A 24,193-nucleotide genomic window follows, 5' to 3' on the forward strand; every position below is an offset into this window, starting at 1 on the left:
TGCATTTAGCATCACGCTTCTCAAATGGGCAAGCGGGATGCTTTTTGCCCTTTTTGTTTGAGTAAAAATTGCAATTTTTATTGAGGAGTGTCACGCGCGTTATGGCAACCGTGAATCAGCTGGTCCGTAAAGGACGTCGCTCAGTCAAAAGAAAATCAAAAAGCCCGGCGTTAATGTCATGCCCACTTCGTCGTGGCGTATGCACAAGGGTTTACACTGTAACCCCTAAAAAGCCTAACTCGGCATTACGTAAAGTATGTCGTGTTAAGTTAACAAACGGCTACGAAGTTACTGTCTATATCGGTGGTGAAGGACATAACTTACAAGAGCACTCAGTCGTATTAATCCGCGGTGGTCGTGTAAAAGACTTACCAGGTGTGAGATATCACGTCGTGCGCGGTAGTTTGGATACTGCAGGTGTGAATAATCGTAAGCAAGGTCGCTCGAAGTACGGTACAAAGCGTCCTAAACAAGCTGCATAGTTCATAACTTGGTTGTAGGAAAATTAGATCATGCCAAGAAGAAGAGTCGTTACCAAACGTAAAACGCTACCGGATCCAGTTTATGGAAGCGAGTTAGCTGCTAAATTTATTAACCATCTTATGCAAGATGGTAAAAAATCAATCGCAGAAAAAAGCTTATATGGTGCTTTAGAAATTATCCGTGACCGCGGTAATAAAGATCCTATCGAGCTATTCAAACGCGCTGTTGAGAACGTACGCCCAACGGTTGAAGTTAAATCTCGCCGTGTTGGTGGTGCGACTTACCAGATTCCTGTTGAAGTCAGACCATCCCGTAGTACGGCATTAGCAATGCGTTGGATTGTTGATTATTCCCGTAAACGCGGTGAAAAAGGAATGACAGCACGTTTAGCAGCTGAAATTTTGGATGCTGCTGATGAAGAAGGCGGTAGTCGAGGTAAAGGCGGCGCGGTGAAGAAGCGAGAAGATACTCACCGTATGGCTGAAGCGAACAAAGCATTTTCACATTTCCGTTGGTAAAAAAGCCCTAGGAGCAAAAACGTGGCGCGTAAGACACCTTTACAACACGTTCGAAATATCGGGATTATGGCACATATTGATGCCGGTAAAACCACGACAACTGAACGAGTCCTGTTCTATACGGGCGTTTCACATAAGATTGGTGAAGTTCATGATGGCGCAGCTGTTATGGATTACATGGAACAAGAACAAGAACGTGGTATTACCATCACATCAGCAGCAACAACCTGCTTCTGGAGAGGGATGGCACAGAACTTCCCTGAACATCGTATCAACATTATTGATACCCCAGGACACGTTGATTTTACTATCGAAGTAGAGCGTTCATTGCGCGTACTTGATGGTGCTTGTGGTGTATTTTGTGCAGTTGGTGGTGTAGAACCCCAATCTGAAACCGTATGGCGTCAAGCAAATAAATACAAAGTACCTCGCATTGCGTTTGTTAATAAAATGGATCGTGCTGGTGCAGATTTCTTACGTGTCGTGAAACAGATGCGTGAACGTTTAGGTGCCAACGCAGTTCCTATCCAGTTAAACATTGGCGCAGAAGAAAATTTCGAAGGCGTTGTCGATCTTGTCAAAATGAAAGCAATCATTTGGGATGACAAAACTGAAGGTACACGCTTTGAAGAGCATGATATTCCTGAGAATATCAAAGATAAATGCCAAGAAATGCGCGAAAACATGGTTGAAGCTGCTGCAGAAGCCAGTGAAGAATTGATGGAAAAATACCTAAGCGAAGGTGATTTATCCAGCGAAGATATCTATTTCGGCTTGCGTACACGTACGATTGCAAATGAAATCGTGCCCGTTCTTTGTGGTTCAGCGTTTAAGAACAAAGGCGTGCAAGCGATGCTTGATGCGGTTGTTCAATTTTTGCCTTCACCAGCAGACATTCCTGATGTTGTTGGTACAGAAGATGAATCATCTGAAAAGCACATTACGCGTGCTGCTTCTGATGATGCCCCATTCTCTGCTTATGCATTTAAAATTATCAACGATCCATTTGTTGGTACTTTAACCTTCTTCCGTGTTTATTCCGGAACGTTAGAAGCAGGTACGACCATTTTAAATTCGTTGAAAGACAAAAAAGAACGATTTGGTCGAATTCTGCAAATGCATGCTAACTCACGCGAAGAAATTAAAGAGGTTCGCGCAGGTGATATTGCTGCCGTTGTGGGTCTAAAACATACCACCACAGGTGATACTCTCACCGATCCTGAGAATGTGATTGTTTTAGAAAAAATGATATTCCCAGAACCCGTTATTAACGTTGCGATTGAACCTAAAACCAAAGCCGATCAAGAAAAAATGGGTATCGCATTGGGTCGCTTGGCAAAAGAAGATCCTTCAATGCGTGTATTTACGGATGAAGAGTCCGGTCAAACCATCTTGGCAGGTCAAGGTGAATTGCATTTAGAAATTTTGGTTGATCGTCTAAAGCGGGAATTTTCAGTAGAAGCCAACGTGGGTAACCCACAAGTAGCTTACCGTGAAAGCATCACCGCTAGTGTGGAACAAGAAGGTAAATTCATTCGTCAGTCAGGTGGTCGTGGTCAATACGGTCATGTTTGGATCCGTTTGGCACCTAACGAACCTGGTAAAGGTTTTGAGTTTGTTGATGAAATCAAAGGTGGTGCGATTCCTAAAGAATACATCCCTGCAGTTAGCAAAGGTATTGCTGAACAAATGCAGAATGGTGTGTTGGCTGGGTATCCTGTCGTTGACGTAAAGGCGACATTATTTGATGGTTCTTACCATGACGTCGACTCCAGTGAAATGGCGTTCAAGATTGCAGGTTCTATGGCCTTCAAAGAAGGTGCATTAAAAGCTAAGCCTAAATTGCTTGAACCTATCATGAAAGTAGAAGTGGTAACTCCTGAAGAGTATATGGGCGATGTGATGGGTGACCTTAACCGTCGTCGTGGTGTACTACAAGGGATGGATGATACGCCATCAGGTAAAACAGTTTCTGCAATGGTTCCTTTGTCTGAAATGTTTGGCTATGCAACTGCTTTGCGCTCAATGTCGCAAGGTCGTGCTACTTACTCCATGGAATTTGAAAAATACATGGAAGCACCAGCAAACGTTACAGAACAAGTAATTAGTAAGCAACGCGGTTAATAAATCGCAGTTGCCCAGGAGAGAGATGATGAAAGGCCAAATCATAAGAATTCGTTTAAAAGCCTTCGATCATAAATTGATCGATAAATCGGCTAAAGAAATTGTGGAAACCGCAAAACGTACTGGTGCGCAAGTAAGAGGTCCAGTTCCAATGCCAACCCACATTGAAAAATACACCATTTTGATCTCGCCACACATTGATAGTAATGCGCGCGATCAATATGAGATCCGTACACATAATCGCCTTGTTATCATTGCTGAACCAACTGATAAAACAGTTGATGCATTGATGAAACTCGACTTAGCAGCAGGCGTTGATGTACAGATCGCTGTTAGTTAAGTTTTATTGAATTAAAGAGCAGTTTTTACAAAATTAAATCCGGTACAACATTGCTTGTACGGCGGAGGGAAAAATGGCAATAGGTTTGGTTGGTAGAAAAGTAGGGATGACTCGGGTATTTACCGAGACAGGGAGTTCAATCCCTGTAACGGTAGTTGAAGTGTTACCCAATCTCATTACGCAGTTAAAATCGCAAGATAACGAAGGCTTTCGTGCAGTTCAGGTAACAACCGGTTCACGTAAAGCACAACGCGTCAATAAGCCTGAAGCAGGCCACTTTGCAAAAGCAGGCGTGGAAGCAGGTAGAGGTTTATGGGAATTTCCTTTAAACGCGAATGAAGGTGTTGAATTTAAAGTTGGCCAAGCGTTAACGGTTGATATGTTCCAAACGGGGCAACGCGTTGATGTGGTTGGTACAACCAAAGGTAAAGGTTTTGCTGGTACCGTTAAGCGCCATCATTTCCGTACTCAAGATGCAACACATGGTAACTCCCGTTCGCATCGTGTACCAGGCTCTATTGGTCAAAACCAAACGCCAGGTCGTGTATTCAAGGGTAAAAAGATGTGTGGCCATATGGGTGATGTTCGTCGTACTGCACAATATTTAGAAGTTGTACGAGTAGACGCTGAACGTAATTTGCTATTGATTCGTGGTGCCGTGCCAGGTAGCACAGGTGGTGATCTCATCATCAAACCAACGGCAAAAGTCCAAATCAATAATGCAGAAACAGCGTAAGGAGGGTGCGATGAAACTTGCTTTAGCTAAAGCCGCAGGCGGCACAAATAGTATCGACGTTTCTGAAGTAACCTTTGGACGCGAGTTTAATGAACCTCTTGTGCACCAAGTGGTAGTTGCTTTAATGGCTGGCGCTCGCGCTGGTACCAAAAAGCAAAAAACCCGTGCAGAAGTGAGAGGCGGTGGCGCTAAACCATGGCGTCAAAAAGGAACCGGCCGTGCTCGTGCAGGTACCATTCGAAGCCCGTTATGGCGCAAAGGTGGCGTGATTTTCGCTGCGACTCCTCGTGATCATAGCCAAAAAGTAAATAAGAAAATGTATCGTGGTGCGATGAGCTCCATTCTTTCTGAATTAGTGCGTCAAGAAAGATTACATGCAGTAAACGAATTCAGCGTTGATCAACCAAAAACAAAAGTTTTATTAGACAAGCTGAAAGAGTTCAAATTAGATCGTGTGCTGATTGTTGTTGATAAATTAGATGAAAATCTTTACTTATCATCACGTAATGTCCCCACGATTGCTGTAAAAGAAGCAAGCGGCGTAAACCCAGTTCAGCTCTTGAAATACGATCATGTGCTGATCACAGTCGATGCAATTAGAAAACTAGAAGAGGTGCTAGGATGAGTGGAAAACAACCAATCGATGCCTTATCAAAGGTATTAATAGCACCGTTAGTTTCTGAAAAAGCGAGCCGAACCGGTGAGCGTGAGAACTCTGTTTCATTTTGGGTCAATCCAAAAGCAAGTAAACATGAGATCAAACAAGCTGTTGAGCAGTTTTTTCCGGATGTAAAAGTAGAGTCGGTTCGAACACTTGTGAAAGGGCGAGCATTTGTTCGCTTTGGCCAAGTTGAAGGTCGCACAAAAAAAATGAAGAAAGCCTACGTCAAATTAGCGCAAGGCACACAGATCAATTTTGCAGAGCTTGAGTAATAAGGTGTTATATGGCCATTATTGAGTTAAAGCCAACTTCACCAGGTCAACGTTTTAAAATTAAAATTAAAACGGAAGGCTTGCACAAAGGGCGCCCAGTCAAAGCATTAACGAAGAAAAAGAATCGTACCAATGGTCGAAATGACATTGGTCGAGTCACTGTTGATCATCGTGGTGGTGGTCATCGTCGTCGCTTACGGGTTATCGATTTCAAACGTAATAAAGATGGTATTCCAGCACGTGTAGAACGTATTGAATACGATCCTAATCGTAGCGCGAACATCGCATTATTAATTTATGCCGATGGTGAGCGTCGCTATATTATTGCGCCAAAAGGCTTAGAAGTAGGAACCAAAGTTGAATCTGGTCCAGATGTGCCAATTCTGGTAGCAAACTGCTTACCTATTACCAACATTCCAGTGGGTGCAACCATTCACTGTGTTGAATTAAAGCCAGGTAAAGGGGCGCAAATGGCACGTAGTGCTGGTGCGTATGTTCAATTACTTGCTCGTGAAGGCTCTTACGCAACCATTCGTTTGCGTAGTGGTGAAATGCGTAAAGTATTAGCAGAGTGCCGTGCGGTCATTGGTGAAGTAGGTAATGGCGAGCACAATCTGCGAGTCATTGGTAAAGCGGGTGCGCAGCGTTGGCGCGGTATTCGTCCTACAGTTCGTGGTGTTGCGAAGAACCCAGTTGACCATCCGTTGGGTGGTGGTGAAGGCCGTACCTCAGGTGGTCGTCCGCCATGTAATAAAAACGGTAAGCCAGAAGGTAAGAAGACCAGAAATCGTAGAAAAGTTTCTAGTCGGTTTATTGTACGCCGCCGTGGTCAGAAGAAGGGTGAAAGGGGTTAATAAATGGCACGTTCATTGAAAAAAGGGCCATATTGCAGCCCAAAATTATTAAAGAAAGTTGAGAAAACCCGTCAAGATGCGGGTGGTCGCGGACGAGTCGTTGTGCAAACTTGGTCACGTCGTAGCACCATCGTTCCCGAATTTGTCGGGGCTACGATGATGGTACATAATGGCAAAATTTTTGTACCTGTCCTGGTGAATGAAAATATGGTCGGCCATAAGCTAGGTGAATTCGCTGCTACGAGAACATTTCGTGGGCATTCAGGCGATAAGAAAACCTCAGGCAAAGACAAAAAGTAGGGGGCTAAAAAATGGAAGTATCTGCAGTATTAAAAAATGCTGGCTCATCGCCACAGAAAGCCCGCTTAGTTGCCAATGAAATCCGTGGTCTTGGTGTAGAAAAAGCAGTTGAACTATTAACATTTGCTCGTAAAAAAGCAGCAGTGTTAATTAAAAAATTATTAGAATCTGCAATTGCAAACGCTGAGCACAATCAAGGTGCAGACATCGATGAATTGAAAGTTGCGACTATTACGGTTGACGAAGCAACTTCTTTAAAGCGCTTTAAAGCACGTGCTAAAGGTCGCGGTAATCGTATCGTTAAACGCCGATGCCACATTAAAATTGTGGTATCAGACAATCACAGCAAAGAGAGGGCGTAATGGGACAAAAAGTTCATCCGACAGGTGTGCGCTTAGGCATTATTGAAACCCATCGTTCGATGTGGTACGCCAATAAGAAACACTATCCAGGTTTGTTATTAAGCGATTTACAAACACGTGAGTATCTTCGTGGAAAACTCAAAAATGCGTTTGTTAGCCGTATTCAAATCGAACGACCTGCAAAGAATGCACGTATTACCATCCATACTGCACGTCCGGGTGTTGTGATTGGTAAAAAAGGCGAAGACATCGAACAATTACGTCAAAAAGTATCTACTTTGATGGGCGTTCCTGTACACATTAATATCGAAGAAATTCGCCGTCCTGAATTAGATGCTTATTTGGTTGCTGAAAGTATTGCACAACAATTAGAGCGTCGCGTTATGTTCCGCCGTGCAATGAAAAGAGCGGTAAGCAATGCATTACGCTTTGGTGCCAAAGGCGTTAAAATTTGTGTTGCAGGACGTTTAGGCGGTGCAGAAATTGCTCGTACGGAATGGGTGCGTGAAGGGCGTGTGCCACTTCATACTTTCCGTGCTGATATTGATTATGCAACTGCAATTGCTAAAACAACGTATGGAATTATTGGTGTCAAAGTTTGGATTTTCAAAGGCGAAATCTTTGATAAAGATATCACTGCTGGAAGTAATGCCACCACCACTGTGGAACAGCAATAGAGGGCGACATGCTACAACCTAAACGTACAAAATATAGGAAACAACATAAAGGGCGTAATCGCGGTCTTGCTTTGCGTGGCAATAAAGTAAACTTTGGTGATTTTGGATTGCAAGCCACGGATAGAGGTCGTATTACTGCACGTCAAATTGAAGCGGCTCGAAGAGCAATGAGTCGTTACGTTAAACGTGGTGGTAAGATCTGGATCCGAATTTTCCCAGATAAACCTATTACACAAAAACCATTAGAAGTTCGAATGGGGTCGGGTAAAGGTAACGTAGAGTATTGGGTTGCTTTAATTCAACCAGGTAAAATGCTTTATGAAATCCAAGGTGTTTCACGTGAAGTTGCTGAAGAAGCGTTCAAATTAGCTGCGGCAAAACTTCCCGTTAGAACAGAATTTGTTGAACGGACGGTAATGTAATGAAAGCAAACGAGTTACGACAACAAAATAAATCGACGTTGCAAAATACATTGAAAGAGCTTGTTAAAAGACAATTTCAATTAAAAATGCAGCATGGTAGTGGTCAATTAGCGACTAATCAGCAATTACGACATGTACGTCGTGATATTGCTCGAGTTAAGACCGTTATGACAGAAATTGATATGAAAGGAAGTAAGGATGAGTAACGTCGAGAACGTTGAGAACAAATCCGGTACTCTCATGGGTAAAGTCGTTAGCGACAACCGCCAGCAAACGCTTAAAGTGAAAGTTAGCTGGTCACGTCGTCATGAGCGTTACGGCAAAGTAATCAAAAAAGATACCACCTTTCATGTTCACGATCCTGAAAGTGTAGGTAAAGTTGGTGACTTGGTTGAAATAAAGCAAGTTAGACCAATTTCAAAGACAAAAACTTGGCAATTAGTACAAGTAATAGAAAAAGCAGAGTAAGCTGGTTTCTCTTAGACAGCAGCAATGGTACTATATTCGACCTTTGGCCGGAGAGTGGCTGTTAGCTAAGACTTGAGTGAGCGGAGAGTATCATGATTCAGATGCAAACGGTTCTTGACGTGGCAGATAATAGCGGTGCCCGTCGAGTGATGTGCATCAAGGTCCTCGGGGGATCTAAAAGACGGTATGCAGGTATTGGCGATGTCATTCGCATTACTGTCAAAGAAGCTATTCCTCGCGGCAAAGTTAAAAAAGGCGATGTATTGTTAGCAGTCGTCGTGCGTACACGTAAAGGTGTAAGACGCGATGATGGTTCACTCATCCGTTTTGATGGTAATGCAGCGGTATTATTAAATAGCCAAATGCAACCCATCGGTACCCGTATTTTCGGGCCGGTAACACGTGAGCTACGTAACAATTATATGAAAATTATTTCATTAGCACCCGAAGTGCTGTGAGTTGAGAGAATATTATGCGCAAAATTCGAAAAGGCGATAAAGTTCGGGTGACGTCGGGCAAAGATAAAGGTCGTACAGGAACAGTTTTAAAAGTCCTGACCAAGCCACAGCGTCCAGAGTCTGGGATTTGGGTTGTCGTTGAAGGCATCAACATTAAAAAAGAACATGTGAAGCCTAACCCACAACGTGAACAGCCAGGTGGCATTATTCCTCGGGAAGTTGCGATGCCAGCTTGTAAGGTTGCTTTGTTAGATCCAACGACCAATAAGCCTAGTCGTGTTGGTGTTCGAACATTATCAGATGGTAAAAAAGTTCGATATTTCAAGTCATCGAATGAGGTGGTGGATGTCTAATAAGCGCAAAAGTGCTAAAGCACAAGAAGGTACAGCAAAAGGCCAAAGCCGATTGAAGAAGCACTTCAATGACAAAGTTATTGCTGCGCTGTCAAAGCAATTCAAATACGAAAATGTGATGCAAGTGCCACGTCTGCAAAAAATCACCTTGAATATGGGTGTAGGCGAAGCAGCTGAAGATAAGAAGATTGCTAAAGCAGCACAAGACAACTTAACGCAAATCGCAGGCCAAAAAGCAGTTATTACGCTCAGCCGTAAATCTGTTGCAGGCTTTAAGATTCGTGATGGCTGGCCAATTGGCTGTAAAGTTACCTTACGCGGCGATCGTATGTATGAATTCCTAGATCGTTTATTAAGCGTTGCTTTGCCACGTGTACGTGACTTTCGTGGTTTAAATCCACGTTCATTCGATTCAAGAGGTAACTATAGCTTAGGCCTCAAGGAACAGATTACGTTCCCTGAAATCGATTACAACCAAGTAGATGCTGTTCGTGGACTTGATATCACTATTACAACATCTGCGAAGACGGATGCTGAAGCTTATGCATTGCTGAAAGCATTTAATTTCCCATTTCGCGAAACTAAAACTGCCGAGGTGAAAACCAATGTCTAGTCAGCGCATGATACGACGTGAAAATAAACGAGTTCGTTTGCAAAGACTTTCCGAAAAGCGTTCAGAATTACGCAAGCAATTAAACGATCCCGCTTTAGATATCGAAGAAAAATTCGAAATCATTGCGAAAATTGAAAAGATGCCTCGTGATTCAAGTTACGTGCGTTTATCTCGTCGGTGCCGCGTTACTGGCAGAGGTCGAGGTGTTTATCGTAAATTCGGTTTATGCCGTAATGAACTTCGTCGACGCGCAATGTCAGGGGAAGTTCCTGGATTAGTTAAGTCAAGTTGGTAGCAACGAGGAGAACATCATGAGTATGCAGGATCCCATCGCGGACATGTTAACGCGGATCCGTAACGGACAATCTGCTCAATTAGCAGAAGTCTCGATGCCTTCTTCTAAAGTTAAAGTTGCAATTGCTGGTGTATTAAAAGACGAAGGGTACATCGCTGATTTTGCGCTTGAAGATAACGAAGGCAAGAAGTCTCTTACAATATTTTTAAAATATTTCGATAACAAACCTGTAATCGAAATGATAAAACGAGTTAGTCGTCCAGGCTTGCGTCAATATACATCAGCACGCGAAATGCCAATTGTGATGGATAATTTGGGTATTACCATTGTCTCAACCTCACAAGGGGTCATGACAGGACGTTCAGCAGCAGCAAAAGGCCAGGGCGGTGAAGTTCTGTGCTATGTGGCGTAAGGGGTAGAAAATGTCATCAAGAGTCGGAAGACTGCCGATTGAAGTTCCCAAAGGCATTGAAGTGCGAATTGCTGACAATGTTGTTGTGATCAAAGGGGCAAAAGGCGAGCTGAAACAGCCTTTAAATCAAGCCGTTTCTGTTGTATTTGAAGATCAGCAAATTAAAGTTTCTGCTAATGAATCCTTCGCTAATGCTAATGCGATTGCGGGAACAACACGTGCCATATTACAAAATCATGTTAAAGGTGTTTCTGAAGGTTTCGTAAAGAAATTAACCTTGGTTGGTGTAGGTTATCGTGCTCAATTAGCTAAATCACCAGATGGTCGTCCTATGTTGAATTTGACGCTGGGTCTTTCACATCCCGTCACTTTCACAGCACCTGCAGGAATTAACTTGGCGTCTGCTTCTTTCACTGAAATTGAAGTAAGTGGTTTAGATCGTCAATTAGTGGGCCAAGTCGCAGCGGACATTCGCGGCATCTGTGGTGGATTACGTAGCCCTGAACCTTACAAAGGTAAGGGGATCCGCTATGCAGATGAAGTGATTATTTTGAAAGAAACCAAGAAAAAATAATTAGGTGAGTAACAATGAATAAAAAGCGTATCGCGCGTATAAGAAGATCGCGTCGCACAAGAGAGCATGTTAAGCGATTGGGAGCTGAAAAAGGCACGGTACGTTTATGTATTGGTCGCTCAGCTCGTCATATCTATGCTCAATTGATTGCGCCAGAAGGTGGCAAAATTCTAGCCTCAGCTTCTAGCTTAGAAAAAGCTATCAAAGACGCAGCAAAAGGCGAAGAAACAAAAACTGATTTATCAAAGCAAGTGGGTAAGCTCTTAGCAGAAAGAGCTAAGGAAGCAGGTATTGATGCTGCTGCTTCAGATCGTTCAGGATACAAATTCCATGGACGTGTCGCAGCATTAATTCAATCAGCAAATGAACATGGTTTAACGGTTTAAAGGTTGGCATCATGGCATCAAAACAAGACCAAAAGACCGAAGGTCAATACGAAGAAAAATTAATTGAAGTACGTAGAACAGCGAAAGTCGTAAAAGGCGGTCGTATATTTGGTTTCTCTGCACTGACTGTTGTAGGTAATGGCAGTGGTCGAGTAGGAATTGGCCGTGGTAAAGCGCGTGAAGTACCAGAAGCTATCCGCAAAGCCATGGAAAACGCGAGACGCAACTTGGTGGAAATCCCCATGCAAGGTACAACGGTTCACCATACCATCGTTTCATCTCATGGTGCTTCAAAAGTATTTATGAAACCTGCTTCTGATGGTACCGGTATCATCGCAGGCGGTGCAATGCGTGCAATATTTGAAGTGGCAGGCATTCACAATATTTTAGCGAAGTGCTATGGCTCAACGAATCCAGTGAATGTTGTCCGTGCAACCATGAAAGGTTTGGCAGGCTCCCATTCTCCGCAGACGGTTGCTGATAAGCGTGGCAAATCAGTAGAAGAAATTACGGGTGAAGCTAATGGCTAAAGCAAAATCGTTATCAGTTACACTAACCAAAAGTTTGGCTAAGCGCTTGCCTAAACATCTTGCGAATGCGCATGGATTAGGCCTAAAACGTATTCACCAAACGGTTCATCTTCAAGATACCCCAGCAATTCGGGGTATGATTAACCAAATTTACTTTATGGTGAAAGTTGAGGAAACAAAATGAAACTCAATACGATTACATCAGGCGAAGGCGCTAGAAAAGTAGGAAAACGCCTTGGTCGTGGCCCAGGTAGTGGCAAAGGTAAAACCTGCGGTAAAGGCCATAAAGGTCAAAAAGCCCGTGCAGGTGGTTACCATAAAGTGGGTTTTGAAGGCGGTCAGATGCCTTTGCAGCGACGTTTACCTAAATTTGGTTTCCGTTCCCGCAAAGCATTATCTTTCCAAGAAGTTCGTTTAAGTGAATTGAACAAAGTGGAAGGAAAGGTCGTTAATTTAGAAACTTTACTCGAAGCGGGGCTTATCTCTGCTAACATTAAGCGTGTAAAGATCATTCTGAGTGGCGAATTAATCCATGATGGACTCACCATTTCCGGCGTTGGTATTACTGCAGGTGCAAAACTAGCAGTAGAAGCCAAAGGTGGAAAAATAGAGGCTTAGTAACCAATGATAGGTTCTGGAAAAAATCAATCGAGTGGACTTGCGGAACTCAAACAGCGACTTTGGTTTGTGCTGTGGGGGTTAATTGTTTTCCGTATTGGGGCGCATATTCCTGTGCCAGGGATCAATTCCGCTCAATTGGCAGAAATTTTTGCCAATAGCCAAAATAGCATTATTGGCATGGCCGGTGTTTTTTCAGGTGGTGCATTGCAGCGTTTGTCGCTATTTGCACTCGGAATTATGCCTTACATTTCTGCTTCCATTATCATGCAGTTGATGACGGTTATTGTTCCTTCCCTGGAACAGCTTAAAAAAGAAGGGGAAATGGGGCGACGTAAAATTTCTCAATACACACGCGTAGGAACATTGCTATTAGCGACGTTCCAAGCGTTTGGTATGAGTAAATTTCTCGTCAGTTCACACGCAACGCTTTACAGTGGTTTCTTATTTCACCTTACCACCGTTGTTACGTTAGTAACGGGTACTATGTTTTTAATGTGGCTAGGTGAGAAGATTACAGAGCGAGGGGTTGGCAACGGTATTTCGCTTATCATTTTTGCGGGTATCGCTTCAGGATTGCCAAGCGCTATAGGAAATACTTTTGACCAAGTTAGACAAGGCAACATGAACGGTTTTGCATTGTTAGCTTTGTTGTTGGTATTGCTAGGTATTACCGCTTTCGTTGTATTTGTTGAGCGTGGTCAGCGACGTATCACGGTTAATTATGCTAAGCGTCAACAAGGGCGCAAAATGTACGCAGCACAACAAAGCCATTTACCATTGAAAATCAATATGGCAGGGGTGATTCCGCCGATCTTTGCATCGAGCTTGATCCTTTTCCCTGCATCGATCAGTCAATGGTTTAGTGGTAAAACCCAATCATCATCTTCTTGGTTGGCAGAAATTGGTTTGGCGTTACAACCGGGCCAGCCACTTTATATTCTGTTGTTTGCTAGCGGTATTATTTTCTTCTGTTTCTTTTATACAGCGTTAGTATTTAACCCTAAAGAAACGGCAGATAATTTGAAGCGTTCAGGTGCTTTTGTTCCAGGAATTCGTCCGGGTGATCAAACAGCAAGCTACATTGATACGGTGATGACAAGATTGACCTTAGTTGGGGCACTTTATATCACTGCAATATCGATTTTGCCTGAGTTTTTAGTTTTAGCGTGGAAAGTACCGTTTTATTTTGGTGGTACCTCCTTGCTGATTATTGTGGTTGTTATCATGGATTTCATTGCCCAAATTCAGGCGCACTTGATGTCACAGCAATATGAGTCATTAATGCGGAAGGCTAACTTGAAAGGTCGCAATGGTGGACCTGGTGGGTTTGGGTTATTTAAGTAATTTGGGGTAAAACGTTATGAAGGTACGTGCGTCGATTCGCAAAATGTGCAAAGGCTGCAAAGTAGTTAGCCGCACAAAGCGTAATAAAAAAGCATTATTTGTTATTTGCAAAGATAATCCTCGCCACAAACAGCGCCAAGGGTAGTCTTTTGCAGCAAGCCAAGCTGTTTAGTTGATTTTTTTACATAGGTGCAGTAGTCTGTTGCGTCTACAAGCGCCGGGGTCTATTTAGGAGTCTTTCATGTCTGTGGTCCGAATTCAAAATGTGCCACTAGAGCCAAATAAGCACATTTGGGTTGCTTTACAAAGTATCTATGGGATCGGTAAAACCCGAGCACTATCTATTTGTGAAAATCTTAGTCTGGCAACTAATACTAAAGTTAAAGATTTAGATGAAGAAACAGTTCGTCAATTACAGGACGCTGTGAGCGGTTTCACGACTGAAGGTGATTTACGTCGTGAAGTTTCTATGCGAATTAAGCGTTTGCGAGATGTAGGTTGCTACCGTGGCAAACGTCATCGCTCAAGACTCCCTGTTCGAGGTCAACGTACTCGTACCAACGCTCGAACCTGTAAGGGGCCGCGTGGTAATCGTATTAGTAAAGACGCTGGTAAAGCGAAATAATCTTATTTATTACTTGGGATAGTCATGGTTACAGAAAGCACACAAGTCACTGAAGAAGAAAGCGGTTCAGGCGCGATCACCGGAACAGAAGGTGGAGCGGCTGGTGGCGCAGCAGGCGCAGGTAAAGCTCGTCTTAAGAGAAAATCAAAGCGCACGATCAGTGATGTCATTGTTCATGTGTATGCATCTTTTAATAACACTTTAATCACTGTTACCGACGTTAAAGGTAATACTTTATCTTGGGCAACAGCAGGTGGTTGTGGTTTTAGAGGTTCCCGAAAAAGCACCCCCTTTGCAGGTCAGGTAGCTGCTGGTAAAGCGATTCAAAAAGCGAGAGAACTTTACGGCGTTGAATCCGCTGAAGTCAGAATCTATGGTCCAGGACCTGGTCGAGATGCATCCGTTCGTGCTGTGCGTGATTTTGTATCTATCACGGCTATTTTCGATGTCACGGGTATACCATTTAATGGTTGCCGTGCGCCCAAGCAACGTCGAGTATAATTTAAAGAGAGAATTAACATGGCGAGATATATCGGCCCCACATGCGTATTATCCCGACGATATGGGAAAGATTTAGAATTCAAAACGCGTCCTATTGAATCAAAGTGCAAGAAAGACACGCGTCCTGGTCAACATGGTGCGACACGTAAAAGAGAAACCACCCATGGTTTACAGTTGACCGAAAAGCAAGCGCTTAAGTTCAAATACTGCTTACTTGAAAGACAATTCAGAAAGCTCTTTAAAGAAGCGGCGCGACGCAAAGCGGCAACCGGTGTGTTGTTATTACAAATGCTGGAATCACGTTTAGATAACGTTGTGTTCCGCATGGGTTTTGCAGCAACAAGAAAAGAAGCTCGCCAATTAGTTTCACATAAAGCGATCTTTGTTAACGGCAGCTGCGTGAATGTTCCTTCGTATCAAGTTCAGCCAACAGATGTTATCTCTATTCGTGAGCGTGCTCGCGAACAAGTGCGCATTTTGGATGCTTTGAAACAAGCTGAAGACAGAGGTTGGGTAGATTGGGTTCAGGTCGACGCTAAAAAGTTGTCCGGGGAATTTAAGCGAGTACCTGATCGTGATGAATTACCATCAGATATTAACGAGCAGTTGGTCGTTGAGCTCTACTCTAAATAATCCTTAACCGGAGGAAGGTTTGCATGCAACGTGCTGTGGCAGAATTTTTAAAACCCCGATCGATCATTGTTCAAGACAAAGGTCGTAATCAGGCAAGGGTAACGTTAGAACCTCTTGAGCGTGGCTTTGGACATACATTGGGCAATGCGCTACGTCGCATTTTGCTTTCTAGCATGCCAGGCGCTGCGGTTGTTAAAGTTAAAATTGAGGGTGTATTACACGAATACAGCACCATTGAAGGCGTTCAAGAAGACGTCATCGAAATCCTCCTAAATCTTAAAGATATCGCTTTCAAGATGTTAGGTGAAAGTAGAAATGAAGTAGAACTCCGTTTAGATAAAGTTGGCGTTGGTCCAGTCAAAGCGGGTGATATTCAATTAGATTCGAATGTTGAAATTGCAAACCCTGAGCACGTATTGGCAAACATTACGTCGCCAGAAGGTAAAATCAAAATGATTTTAACCGTTGCTCGTGGTCGTGGTTATGAACCTGTCACCATTCGTAAAACAGCTGAAATGCAAGAGTCTGTTTCGATTGGTCATTTACAAGTGGATTCCTCATTTAGCCCTGTTCGACGTGTAACGTACAATGTTGAACGTGCTCGTGTTGAAAACCGTACTGACCTCGATAAACTTATTATTGATATCGAAACTAATGGTACGCTTGACCCCGAAGAAGCGATTCGTCGCTCAGCAACGATTTTGGCGGAACAATTATCCGTATTTGTTGATTTAAAAGGCCAAGAACGTCCAACGGAAACGAAGAAAGAAGTCGGAATCGATCCAATCTTATTGCGTCCCGTTGATGAACTTGAGTTAACAGTCCGTTCAGCGAATTGCTTGAAAGCCGAAAACATTTATTACATCGGCGATTTAATTCAACGCACTGAAATGGAATTACTGAAGACTCCTAATTTAGGCAAGAAATCTTTGACTGAAATCAAAGATGTTCTCGCTGCAAAAGGATTATCTTTAGGAATGAAACTAGAAGGTTGGCCGCCAGCTGGTTTGGAAAAGAAAGATCCCATTATAAACAGTTAAAATATACCCACAGGGTACACGCAAGGTAATAGGTAAAAGCAATGCGTCACAGAAAATCAGGTCGTAAATTAAATAGAACCAGCAGCCATCGCGATGCGATGTTTAGAAACATGGCTGCGTCCATTGTGCGTCATGAATTGATCAAAACAACATTGCCTAAAGCAAAGTCTTTACGCTCAGTTGTTGAACCTTTAATTACGATCGCTAAGACTGATACACTTGCAAATCGCCGCCTTGCGTTTAACCGTTTGCGTGATAGAGAAATGGTCACCAAATTGTTTACGGATGTTGGCCCACGCAATGCTTCACGTCCAGGTGGTTATTTACGTATTATCAAATGCGGTTATCGTGCCGGTGACAATGCACCAATGGCTTATGTTGAATTGGTTGAACGTCAACAAGCAGCAGAATAAGACCCTTATTCTAAAATTAAAAAACCAGGCAGAGCCTGGTTTTTTTTTATCTAAACAATTTTAATGAGGTGAGTTTAGAGCGTTGCTTTAATGCTAGGTTTAGCCGTTGCAACGAAATTTTGACCATATAAAATTTGACTTAATGCAGCAGCTAAGTCAAACGCAACGTTCATGCCACTTGCCTCTTGCATACCAGCAATATTTTTTGCACCCGTTACACGACTGGGTGTTTGAGATTGTGCAATCGCAGCGGTAATTGCTTCTTGCTTTTCTTGCAGTTGCTTAGGTAAAGCATCGAGCGCTTCTTTCTTAACGATTTCTTTGTATTCTTTAATGTCTTGCGGTGACATTTTATCAAGCGCAGAACCAAATTTGCGTTGCAGATTATTCAGCATTGCATCAGCTTTGCTATCGAGTACGTGATCGAATGACAATGCGAGTTGATGATAATCAACATTCAACAGCTTGGTAATATTTTGCGTAACCAGTCTTTCAAGTAGTTCGACAGGGTTTTTAACGTTAAAAAGACGATATGCGTATTGGGTTAATTTAGTACCAGCATAAGCTCCGGCAATAACTCCACCACAGACAATCGGTGCGGGTAAGCCTGTTTTGCTTTCGATAGCACAACCTGCGTCGCTCAAAGCAGTTTCACTTAAGTAGGGCTTTAATGAATCAATGACCGAACCAATTGAAGAAGAAGTATTTTGGCCACCGGCAGAAGCAAGACTGGCAATAAAATTAGGCAAACCATTAATGCTATAGCGACCACTTGAAAGATTATAAACAAAGTCACCACAACGCGCTTGGGCGCCAGTGAGCATAGGGATGCTGTTCCATAATTCTTTTGCTTTGCTAAACCAATCCAGTGACATAATGCGACCTCATAAATAGATATAAAATGTGTTACTTGGGTCGGATTATAGGTTTAGAAGTTAATTGGTCAACTAAAAAACTAATGGAAGCCGATAAACGTTCATCTTGACGTTACAAGCGGGGTAATATGTGCTGTGATAGGCTAAGCGGTGTAGCTTCACGAAGCTTATTGCTTAAGATCTGCTGCTTAAAAAGCGGTAAAAAAGGCTTGGTTGGGTTGGCAATTTTGTGTTGATAATGAGTAACAATTATCTCTTCATTAAAGAGATATTTTTCAGCATTATTAAACCAATACTGACAGATATGCATCCAAGGTTGTAAGTGAATAAATATTTTAGCAACCTCTTCAATAGGAAAAGCTTGAAGGCAAGTTTGAAAGAATTGCTGACTCTGCATGCAAACTTCACCCAAATGCGATAATTGTGAGAACAAAGACGAGAAACAGTTTTGCAAGGTGATTGCTTGTAGTGCCAACAATAAGCCTTGCAAGGTAATCATTACGCCAATCACCGCATAATAAAAACAACGCATGGCGACTTTTTGTTTTTGATTGAATGCGCGCAGTTCATAATGATCTTGTAATGCTTCCAGCAATTGACTTAAAGAGGGTAGCAACGTTGCTCTAATTAATTCTTGAGCCAAAATACTGGCTATACCCAGCATGCTAGTACCACAAATTGCCGCAATAATGACCACGGCATAACAAAAAACGGTTTGTGCGGCTTCCAAACGATTCGCTAATATATAATCTTTCAGTTCTGTACAATAAAAATCAACAAAATACCAAAGCGTATCGCGACCTGCTTGATTGAAAAAAGACGGTTTTGTTCTGCGCATATTTAAGAAAATGTAAAAATCACGTAATTGACGAAACAAGTGTGTATTTTGCGCAAATCCAAAATCAATCACGGCTGCTTTTTCGTTTTTTTCATCAAATAAGAAATTACATTCATGAGGATCCATATGGGCAATCCCTTTGCGATGTAGATCTCGAAGCGCACAGAACGAAGAAAATTCTGCTAAACGTCGTAATTTAGGAGCAACATAATATTCCGGCGTGCCGGGTAAATAAGTCATGACAATGTGCATTTTTTTATTTTTTTTGTCATGCTGGTAGCCGACTAATAATCCTAATTGTTGTAAATAGTCAACTTCACGATAGGTCAAACGCAATAATTGGTGCGCAGAATAATGAATGAACTCATTGTTGGCTTGGAGATCGACGCATTTGTAAACCAGCGGGTTTTTATAGGCAAGGGATTCTGCCAAATAAGCTTGACCAAAGCTACCTTCACCGAGTTGCTTTTTTATAGCGACAGTAAGTCGCTTTTTCTTATTCAAATCATAAACTTGAATAGAGGTGTTTGTAGAAGCAGTGGTCATGCGCTGCTTTCCTTGCTGAAAGTGAATTCTTGTAAAAAGCATAGAAGAGATTGGTGTTGTGTCAAGCAATCCTTTGCTTGTAAATAAAGAGTCAAAGTGACTATTTTATTTTTTTTCTTTTTATTGATGAGTTAGCAGGTGTATTTTCTGTTTTAATACAAGGTAGGTTGGGCAAATTGTCTGGCCGTTGTGTGCAGGCTGTTTTAAATTGTAGCAAAAACCCTGGGCTATAGGTATAGGTGATTTTAGCTTGATTCTCAAGAGTAGCAGGACCATTTTTCATAATAGATCTCCAATATGTAGATTACTTCGTTTTTGTTTTTGGTTTTTCTTTCGATTTTTTAAGTAAGGGCGCCAAAAATTCACCGGTAAAGGAATTTTTGGTTGCCGCAATTTTTTCAGGCGTCCCCACCGCAACGAGGCTACCACCGCGATCGCCGCCACCGGGACCTAAATCAATCAGCCAATCGGCCATTTTAATGACATCGAGATTATGTTCAATGATCACAATGGTATTACCGCTATTTTGTAAGTGTAACAAAACATCCATCAGTTGCTTCACATCGTGAAAATGCAATCCGGTGGTAGGTTCATCGAGAATATATAAGGTGTTACCGGTATCGCGCCGTGATAACTCTTTCGACAATTTTATACGCTGTGCTTCGCCACCAGATAAGGTGGTTGCGCTTTGTCCCAGTTTTAAGTAAGACAAACCAACATCCATGAGGGTTTTTAATTTTCGTTTAATAGCAGGAATCGCGCTAAAAAATTCATGACCATCTTCGACGGTCATTTCTAGCACTTCATGAATGTTTTTACCTTTATATAAAATTTGCAATGTTTCATCGTTGTAACGTTTGCCTTTACAAACATCACACACCACATACACATCAGCGAGAAAATGCATTTCTACTCGAATTAAACCATCCCCTTCGCAAGATTCGCAGCGTCCGCCTTTGACGTTAAAACTAAAACGGCCCACAGAATAACCACGAGAGCGAGCTTCTTGCGTGCCGGCAAATAAATCCCGAATATGCGTAAATAAACCAGTATAAGTTGCTGCATTAGAACGCGGTGTGCGACCAATAGGGCTTTGATCGATGCCCACGACTTTATCTAAGTGTTCAAGCCCTGAAATTTTATCATAAGGTGCATGATGGGAGAGCCCTGCATGATTTAGCACATGAGCCGCAACCGGATAGAGCGTGTCATTGACTAAGGTTGATTTGCCCGAACCTGAAACGCCGGTGACACAAGTCATTAAGCCAATAGGAAATTCAACCGTGAGGTTCTTAAGATTATTTCCTTTTGCGCCAGTAATGGTAATCGTACGTTCGGGATCGATTTTTTTACGCACCGCAGGAACCGGAATGGCTTTTTTCCCAGACAAATATTGGCCTGTTAAGGAATGTTTGGCTTTTTTAATTTGGGCGGGCGTGCCTTCGGCAACAATTTCACCGCCATGTACCCCGGCGCCTGGGCCAATATCAACCACATGATCGGCTGTTAAAATAGCATCTTCATCATGTTCAACAACAATTACGGTATTACCAATATCGCGAAGGTGCTGTAATGTGCCAAGTAAACGCGCGTTATCTCGCTGGTGTAATCCGATTGACGGCTCATCGAGAATATACATCACGCCGACAAGTCCCGCCCCAATTTGGCTTGCCAGGCGAATGCGCTGTGCTTCGCCACCTGAGAGCGTTTCTGCAGTACGATTTAAGGTTAAATAATCAAGCCCGACATCCACTAAGAATTGCAGACGTTGAGAAATCTCTTTTAAGATTTTATCGGCAATTTCTTTACGGCGACCCGTTAGATTGATTTTCTGAAAGAAATGTAAACATTCACCAATGGCCATCGATGTTATGGTTGCAATAGACTTATTGGCGACAAAAACATGACGTGCTTCTTTACGTAAACGGGAACCTTGGCAATCTGGGCAGGCTTGCTCTGCGATATAACGCGCGAGTTCTTCGCGAATATATTCTGAGTCGGTATCATGGTAACGACGTTCTAAATTGGTAATCACCCCTTCAAAGGTATGACGCCGGCGACGCGTTTCTCCTCGCTCGTTGGTATAGGAGAATGAAATTTCATCATCACCGCTACCGTATAAGATGACATTTTGAATATTTTTAGGTAGATCTTTATAAGGTGTGTCTAAATCAAACTGATAATGTTTGGCTAAAGAGCGTAACAAGCTAAAATAATATTGGTTACGCCTATCCCAGCCGCGTACCGCACCACTGGCTAAACTGACCTCAGGCATTTGCACAACGCGCTTGGGGTCAAAAAATTGCTTACTACCAAGACCGTCACAGGTTTCACAGGCGCCAGCAGGGTTATTAAAAGAAAAAATCCGTGGTTCAAGTTCGGTTAAATTGTAGCCACAAATCGGGCAAGCATATTTGGCAGAGAAGATTTCTTCTTCATTGCTATCTACCCAGAGAATTTTAGCTAAGCCATCACTTAATTTAAGTGCGGTTTCAAAAGAATCGGCTAAGCGTAATCGAAGGTCTGCACGAACTTTAATTCGATCGACAACCACTTCAATCGTATGCTTTTTGCGCAGATCTAATTTGGGTACTTCTTGTAAATCATATAATTTGCCATCTACTCGAACACGCACAAAACCATTACTGCGCAGGTTTTCAAAAACGTGTAGATGTTCCCCTTTGCGATCTCGAATAACCGGAGCAAGTAAAATGGCTTTGGTATCTTGTGGTTTTGCCAGCACAGAATCTACCATTTGGCTAACTGTCTGTGCTTCTAAAGGCGTGTCGTGATCAGGGCACCTGGGTTGGCCTGCGCGCGCAAATAATAGTCGCAAATAGTCATACAACTCAGTTACGGTACCAACCGTTGAGCGTGGATTGTGCGAGGTGGTTTTCTGCTCAATAGAAATAGCCGGTGATAATCCCTCGATATGGTCAACATCAGGTTTTTCCATGACAGAAAGAAACTGCCTGGCATAGGATGAGAGCGATTCGACATAACGTCTCTGTCCTTCCGCATATAACGTGTCAAATGCCAATGAAGATTTCCCTGAGCCAGATAGGCCGGTGATCACAATAAGTTTATCGCGTGGGAGTTCTAAGTTGATGGCTTTGAGGTTATGTGTGCGTGCACCTCTTACAATGATTTTATCCATACAATTCCAGGCTTTGGGCAAACTTGCTAATATACCGGTTACGCTTCAAAATGCGAAGCCTAGCGCCCACTTTTGCTTAGATCTAGGCCTTTAAGAGGAAATCATTACGTTGATCCGCATGACCTTAACAGAGCTTAAGAGTACTCTTATTCTCTCATTAGTTTTTGCATTGCGCATGCTGGGCCTTTTTATGGTTTTGCCGGTGTTGGCGCTTTATGCACAAAAAATCCCTGGTGCGACTCCCGCCTTAATCGGTTTAGCGGCTGGGATTTATGGCTTTTCGCAGGCCTTACTCCAGTTACCCTGTGGCGTTCTTTCCGATCGTTGGGGGCGCAAACCCGTGATTATTGGCGGGCTCTCCATTTTTGCACTTGGAAGTATGGTAGCTGCCTTTTCAGGTTCTATTGGCGGATTAATTTTAGGCAGAGCCATACAAGGCGCCGGTGCCATTGGTTCTCCGATTTTGGCTTTAGTTACCGACGTGACTCGAGAAGAAGTACGTACGCGGGCAATGGCATTAATTGGTATTACGATTGGCTTAACGTTTACGTTAGCGATTTTATTAGGGCCCATCTTTGATGCCTACATTGGTTTACAAGGTATTTTTACCTTGACTGCTATCTTAGCGGTTGTGGGCATTGGTTTATTATGTTTGCTAAAACCACACAAGCCGGTTTCTCCGGTGGCTTTATCATTGCGTGAACAATTACGTTTAATTACGCAACAAGGTCAATTATGGGCTTTGCATATCAGTATTTTTATGTTACATGCGGTATTGATTGCGAGCTTTTTGGTATTACCCAGCAAAATTGAGGCAGTCACCGGTTTTATTTCAGACCAAGTGTGGCGTTTTTATTTACCGGTATTACTCGCTTCTTTATTGTTAGTAACACCCTTGTTACGCATCGCGGACAAAGGGGATTGGCAACGCAGGTTATTACCCGTGGCGGTGCTCGGGTTAGGAGTGACGATCTTTGCTTTTATGAACACAACCCAAGTGGGCCTTTTTACCATTGCAGTCGTGCTCTTTTTTGTGGCATTTAATTTTTTAGAAGCGTGTTTACCTTCGATGGTGTCAAAAGTAGCACCCAAAGAAAGTAAAGGATCGGCATTAGGAATGTATTCTTGCGCGCAATTTTTAGGGATGTTTTGTGGCGGGGCATTAGGAGGACGTGTACTACAACAATTTGGTGCGCAAGGCGTTAGCATCACTTGCTTGTTACTGATAAGCATTGGTTGGGTTGCGATTCAACAATTTAAATCTAATAATCTGGGGGTTAAAAATGGCTAGAGGTATTAATAAAGTAATTTTAATTGGTAACTTGGGAGCAGATCCTGAAGTGCGTTACATGCCAAGTGGCGGCGCTGTTACCAATGTCACCATTGCGACCAGTGAAAGCTGGAAAGACAAGCAAACGGGCGAGCAACAAGACAGAACAGAATGGCATCGTGTGGTGTTTTTCAACCGTTTAGCAGAAATTGCTGGCGAATATTTACGCAAAGGTAGCAAAGTGTTTGTGGAAGGCAGCTTGCGTACCCGTAAATGGCAAGATCAATCCGGTGTTGAACGTTATACCACTGAGATTGTTGCTGCAGAAATGCAAATGCTAGATGGCAAAGGTGGCTCTGATGCTCCTCGTACGCAATCTAACCAAGGTAGCAGAAGTGCAGCTCCCATGGCGCAAGAAGCACCCGCGCCAACGAGTCATGATTTTGATGATGATATTCCGTTCTGATTCAATAAAACGAAAGTGTTTTAAAT

Annotated in this window: 37 protein-coding genes; 33 read left to right on the forward strand and 4 right to left on the reverse strand. The window is 42.8% G+C overall.

The window, feature by feature from the left end; genetic code table 11:
• The first annotated feature begins 101 nt into the window (after nucleotides 1–101).
• The 31 genes from rpsL to rplQ all read left to right on the forward strand — a co-directional run bounded on the left by rpsL (nucleotide 102) and on the right by rplQ (nucleotide 17,015).
• Entirely contained in the window at nucleotides 102–482 is a 381-nt protein-coding gene (gene rpsL, locus HT99x_RS02380) for a 30S ribosomal protein S12 (RefSeq protein WP_075067673.1), read from the forward strand.
• Nucleotides 483–512: 30 nt separating this feature from the next.
• Nucleotides 513–1,001 (forward strand): 30S ribosomal protein S7, encoded by a 489-nt coding sequence (rpsG, locus tag HT99x_RS02385; protein WP_075067672.1) that lies wholly within the window; start codon nucleotides 513–515, stop codon nucleotides 999–1,001.
• Between the two features lie 21 nt (nucleotides 1,002–1,022).
• Nucleotides 1,023–3,125 carry an elongation factor G gene (gene fusA, locus HT99x_RS02390; RefSeq protein WP_075067671.1) on the forward strand — a complete coding sequence of 701 codons (2,103 nt, stop codon included), beginning with the start codon at nucleotides 1,023–1,025 and terminating at the stop codon, nucleotides 3,123–3,125.
• Nucleotides 3,126–3,150: 25 nt separating this feature from the next.
• The gene (gene rpsJ / locus HT99x_RS02395) at nucleotides 3,151–3,465 is read left to right on the forward strand and encodes a 30S ribosomal protein S10 (RefSeq protein WP_445971429.1); all 315 of its coding nucleotides are present in this window, start codon (nucleotides 3,151–3,153) and stop codon (nucleotides 3,463–3,465) included.
• Between the two features lie 73 nt (nucleotides 3,466–3,538).
• Nucleotides 3,539–4,201, forward strand: a complete 663-nt coding sequence (gene rplC / locus HT99x_RS02400; RefSeq protein ID WP_075067669.1) for a 50S ribosomal protein L3 — start codon at nucleotides 3,539–3,541, stop codon at nucleotides 4,199–4,201.
• A gap of 10 nt (nucleotides 4,202–4,211) precedes the next feature.
• Complete coding sequence (rplD, locus tag HT99x_RS02405; protein ID WP_075067668.1) at nucleotides 4,212–4,826, forward strand: 50S ribosomal protein L4; 615 nt, start codon at nucleotides 4,212–4,214, stop codon at nucleotides 4,824–4,826.
• Nucleotides 4,823–5,134, forward strand: a complete 312-nt coding sequence (rplW, locus tag HT99x_RS02410; RefSeq protein WP_075067667.1) for a 50S ribosomal protein L23 — start codon at nucleotides 4,823–4,825, stop codon at nucleotides 5,132–5,134. Before rplD ends, rplW begins: the two co-directional genes overlap by 4 nt.
• Before the next feature lie 11 nt (nucleotides 5,135–5,145).
• Entirely contained in the window at nucleotides 5,146–5,988 is an 843-nt protein-coding gene (gene rplB, locus HT99x_RS02415; RefSeq protein ID WP_075067666.1) for a 50S ribosomal protein L2, read from the forward strand.
• Nucleotides 5,989–5,991: 3 nt separating this feature from the next.
• A complete protein-coding gene (rpsS, locus tag HT99x_RS02420; protein ID WP_075067665.1) occupies nucleotides 5,992–6,288 on the forward strand; it encodes a 30S ribosomal protein S19 in 297 nt (98 codons plus the stop codon).
• Nucleotides 6,289–6,299: 11 nt separating this feature from the next.
• On the forward strand, nucleotides 6,300–6,650 hold the full coding sequence (rplV, locus tag HT99x_RS02425; RefSeq protein ID WP_075067664.1) for a 50S ribosomal protein L22: 351 nt from the start codon (nucleotides 6,300–6,302) through the stop codon (nucleotides 6,648–6,650).
• Nucleotides 6,650–7,327: a 30S ribosomal protein S3 gene (gene rpsC / locus HT99x_RS02430; protein WP_075067663.1), complete on the forward strand. Its 678-nt coding sequence runs from the start codon at nucleotides 6,650–6,652 to the stop codon at nucleotides 7,325–7,327. The genes rplV and rpsC overlap by 1 nt, the downstream gene beginning before the upstream one ends.
• A gap of 8 nt (nucleotides 7,328–7,335) precedes the next feature.
• Entirely contained in the window at nucleotides 7,336–7,749 is a 414-nt protein-coding gene (gene rplP, locus HT99x_RS02435) for a 50S ribosomal protein L16 (protein ID WP_075067662.1), read from the forward strand.
• Complete coding sequence (rpmC, locus tag HT99x_RS02440; protein WP_075067661.1) at nucleotides 7,749–7,955, forward strand: 50S ribosomal protein L29; 207 nt, start codon at nucleotides 7,749–7,751, stop codon at nucleotides 7,953–7,955. The genes rplP and rpmC overlap by 1 nt, the downstream gene beginning before the upstream one ends.
• Nucleotides 7,948–8,217 carry a 30S ribosomal protein S17 gene (gene rpsQ, locus HT99x_RS02445; protein ID WP_075067660.1) on the forward strand — a complete coding sequence of 90 codons (270 nt, stop codon included), beginning with the start codon at nucleotides 7,948–7,950 and terminating at the stop codon, nucleotides 8,215–8,217. The genes rpmC and rpsQ overlap by 8 nt, the downstream gene beginning before the upstream one ends.
• A 92-nt stretch (nucleotides 8,218–8,309) precedes the next feature.
• Nucleotides 8,310–8,675, forward strand: coding sequence for a 50S ribosomal protein L14 (gene rplN, locus HT99x_RS02450; protein WP_075067659.1), 366 nt, complete (start codon nucleotides 8,310–8,312; stop codon nucleotides 8,673–8,675).
• A gap of 14 nt (nucleotides 8,676–8,689) precedes the next feature.
• Entirely contained in the window at nucleotides 8,690–9,028 is a 339-nt protein-coding gene (rplX, locus tag HT99x_RS02455; RefSeq protein ID WP_075067658.1) for a 50S ribosomal protein L24, read from the forward strand.
• The gene (gene rplE, locus HT99x_RS02460) at nucleotides 9,021–9,641 is read left to right on the forward strand and encodes a 50S ribosomal protein L5 (RefSeq protein WP_075067657.1); all 621 of its coding nucleotides are present in this window, start codon (nucleotides 9,021–9,023) and stop codon (nucleotides 9,639–9,641) included. The genes rplX and rplE overlap by 8 nt, the downstream gene beginning before the upstream one ends.
• Nucleotides 9,634–9,936, forward strand: a complete 303-nt coding sequence (gene rpsN / locus HT99x_RS02465) for a 30S ribosomal protein S14 (protein ID WP_075067656.1) — start codon at nucleotides 9,634–9,636, stop codon at nucleotides 9,934–9,936. The genes rplE and rpsN overlap by 8 nt, the downstream gene beginning before the upstream one ends.
• 16 nt (nucleotides 9,937–9,952) lie before the next feature.
• Nucleotides 9,953–10,348: a 30S ribosomal protein S8 gene (rpsH, locus tag HT99x_RS02470; protein ID WP_075067655.1), complete on the forward strand. Its 396-nt coding sequence runs from the start codon at nucleotides 9,953–9,955 to the stop codon at nucleotides 10,346–10,348.
• Between the two features lie 10 nt (nucleotides 10,349–10,358).
• The gene (gene rplF / locus HT99x_RS02475; protein WP_075067654.1) at nucleotides 10,359–10,922 is read left to right on the forward strand and encodes a 50S ribosomal protein L6; all 564 of its coding nucleotides are present in this window, start codon (nucleotides 10,359–10,361) and stop codon (nucleotides 10,920–10,922) included.
• A gap of 14 nt (nucleotides 10,923–10,936) precedes the next feature.
• Nucleotides 10,937–11,308: a 50S ribosomal protein L18 gene (gene rplR / locus HT99x_RS02480; protein ID WP_075067653.1), complete on the forward strand. Its 372-nt coding sequence runs from the start codon at nucleotides 10,937–10,939 to the stop codon at nucleotides 11,306–11,308.
• Between the two features lie 11 nt (nucleotides 11,309–11,319).
• Nucleotides 11,320–11,838 (forward strand): 30S ribosomal protein S5, encoded by a 519-nt coding sequence (gene rpsE, locus HT99x_RS02485; RefSeq protein ID WP_075067652.1) that lies wholly within the window; start codon nucleotides 11,320–11,322, stop codon nucleotides 11,836–11,838.
• Entirely contained in the window at nucleotides 11,831–12,022 is a 192-nt protein-coding gene (gene rpmD / locus HT99x_RS02490; protein WP_075067651.1) for a 50S ribosomal protein L30, read from the forward strand. Before rpsE ends, rpmD begins: the two co-directional genes overlap by 8 nt.
• Complete coding sequence (gene rplO / locus HT99x_RS02495; RefSeq protein WP_075067650.1) at nucleotides 12,019–12,456, forward strand: 50S ribosomal protein L15; 438 nt, start codon at nucleotides 12,019–12,021, stop codon at nucleotides 12,454–12,456. The genes rpmD and rplO overlap by 4 nt, the downstream gene beginning before the upstream one ends.
• 6 nt (nucleotides 12,457–12,462) lie before the next feature.
• Nucleotides 12,463–13,803 carry a preprotein translocase subunit SecY gene (secY, locus tag HT99x_RS02500; protein WP_075067649.1) on the forward strand — a complete coding sequence of 447 codons (1,341 nt, stop codon included), beginning with the start codon at nucleotides 12,463–12,465 and terminating at the stop codon, nucleotides 13,801–13,803.
• Nucleotides 13,804–13,819: 16 nt separating this feature from the next.
• Nucleotides 13,820–13,948, forward strand: coding sequence for a 50S ribosomal protein L36 (rpmJ, locus tag HT99x_RS02505; protein ID WP_075067648.1), 129 nt, complete (start codon nucleotides 13,820–13,822; stop codon nucleotides 13,946–13,948).
• Nucleotides 13,949–14,050: 102 nt separating this feature from the next.
• Nucleotides 14,051–14,428: a 30S ribosomal protein S13 gene (gene rpsM, locus HT99x_RS02510; protein WP_075067686.1), complete on the forward strand. Its 378-nt coding sequence runs from the start codon at nucleotides 14,051–14,053 to the stop codon at nucleotides 14,426–14,428.
• Between the two features lie 24 nt (nucleotides 14,429–14,452).
• A complete protein-coding gene (rpsK, locus tag HT99x_RS02515; RefSeq protein ID WP_083483004.1) occupies nucleotides 14,453–14,929 on the forward strand; it encodes a 30S ribosomal protein S11 in 477 nt (158 codons plus the stop codon).
• Between the two features lie 18 nt (nucleotides 14,930–14,947).
• Complete coding sequence (rpsD, locus tag HT99x_RS02520) at nucleotides 14,948–15,562, forward strand: 30S ribosomal protein S4 (protein WP_075067647.1); 615 nt, start codon at nucleotides 14,948–14,950, stop codon at nucleotides 15,560–15,562.
• Nucleotides 15,563–15,585: 23 nt separating this feature from the next.
• Complete coding sequence (locus HT99x_RS02525) at nucleotides 15,586–16,602, forward strand: DNA-directed RNA polymerase subunit alpha (RefSeq protein ID WP_259565250.1); 1,017 nt, start codon at nucleotides 15,586–15,588, stop codon at nucleotides 16,600–16,602.
• 41 nt (nucleotides 16,603–16,643) lie between these two features.
• Nucleotides 16,644–17,015, forward strand: a complete 372-nt coding sequence (gene rplQ, locus HT99x_RS02530; protein WP_075067645.1) for a 50S ribosomal protein L17 — start codon at nucleotides 16,644–16,646, stop codon at nucleotides 17,013–17,015.
• A 74-nt stretch (nucleotides 17,016–17,089) separates the two neighbouring features.
• On the opposite strand, the gene HT99x_RS02535 is transcribed toward rplQ, so the two are convergent.
• The 4 genes from HT99x_RS02535 to uvrA all read right to left on the reverse strand — a co-directional run bounded on the left by HT99x_RS02535 (nucleotide 17,090) and on the right by uvrA (nucleotide 22,431).
• Nucleotides 17,090–17,890 (reverse strand): hypothetical protein, encoded by an 801-nt coding sequence (locus HT99x_RS02535; RefSeq protein ID WP_075067644.1) that lies wholly within the window; start codon nucleotides 17,888–17,890, stop codon nucleotides 17,090–17,092.
• A gap of 112 nt (nucleotides 17,891–18,002) precedes the next feature.
• A complete protein-coding gene (locus tag HT99x_RS02540) occupies nucleotides 18,003–19,274 on the reverse strand; it encodes a protein kinase domain-containing protein (protein ID WP_075067643.1) in 1,272 nt (423 codons plus the stop codon).
• Nucleotides 19,275–19,374: 100 nt separating this feature from the next.
• On the reverse strand, nucleotides 19,375–19,557 hold the full coding sequence (locus HT99x_RS02545) for a hypothetical protein (RefSeq protein ID WP_075067642.1): 183 nt from the start codon (nucleotides 19,555–19,557) through the stop codon (nucleotides 19,375–19,377).
• A gap of 21 nt (nucleotides 19,558–19,578) precedes the next feature.
• A complete protein-coding gene (gene uvrA, locus HT99x_RS02550; RefSeq protein ID WP_075067641.1) occupies nucleotides 19,579–22,431 on the reverse strand; it encodes an excinuclease ABC subunit UvrA in 2,853 nt (950 codons plus the stop codon).
• Between the two features lie 118 nt (nucleotides 22,432–22,549).
• Here uvrA and HT99x_RS02555 point away from each other — a divergent pair, with 118 nt between their 5' ends.
• Nucleotides 22,550–23,722, forward strand: coding sequence for an MFS transporter (locus HT99x_RS02555; RefSeq protein ID WP_075067640.1), 1,173 nt, complete (start codon nucleotides 22,550–22,552; stop codon nucleotides 23,720–23,722).
• A complete protein-coding gene (gene ssb, locus HT99x_RS02560) occupies nucleotides 23,715–24,167 on the forward strand; it encodes a single-stranded DNA-binding protein (RefSeq protein ID WP_075067639.1) in 453 nt (150 codons plus the stop codon). The genes HT99x_RS02555 and ssb overlap by 8 nt, the downstream gene beginning before the upstream one ends.
• Nucleotides 24,168–24,193 lie beyond the last annotated feature (26 nt).

Source organism: Candidatus Berkiella aquae (assembly GCF_001431295.2).
Taxonomy (GTDB): domain Bacteria; phylum Pseudomonadota; class Gammaproteobacteria; order Berkiellales; family Berkiellaceae; genus Berkiella; species Berkiella aquae.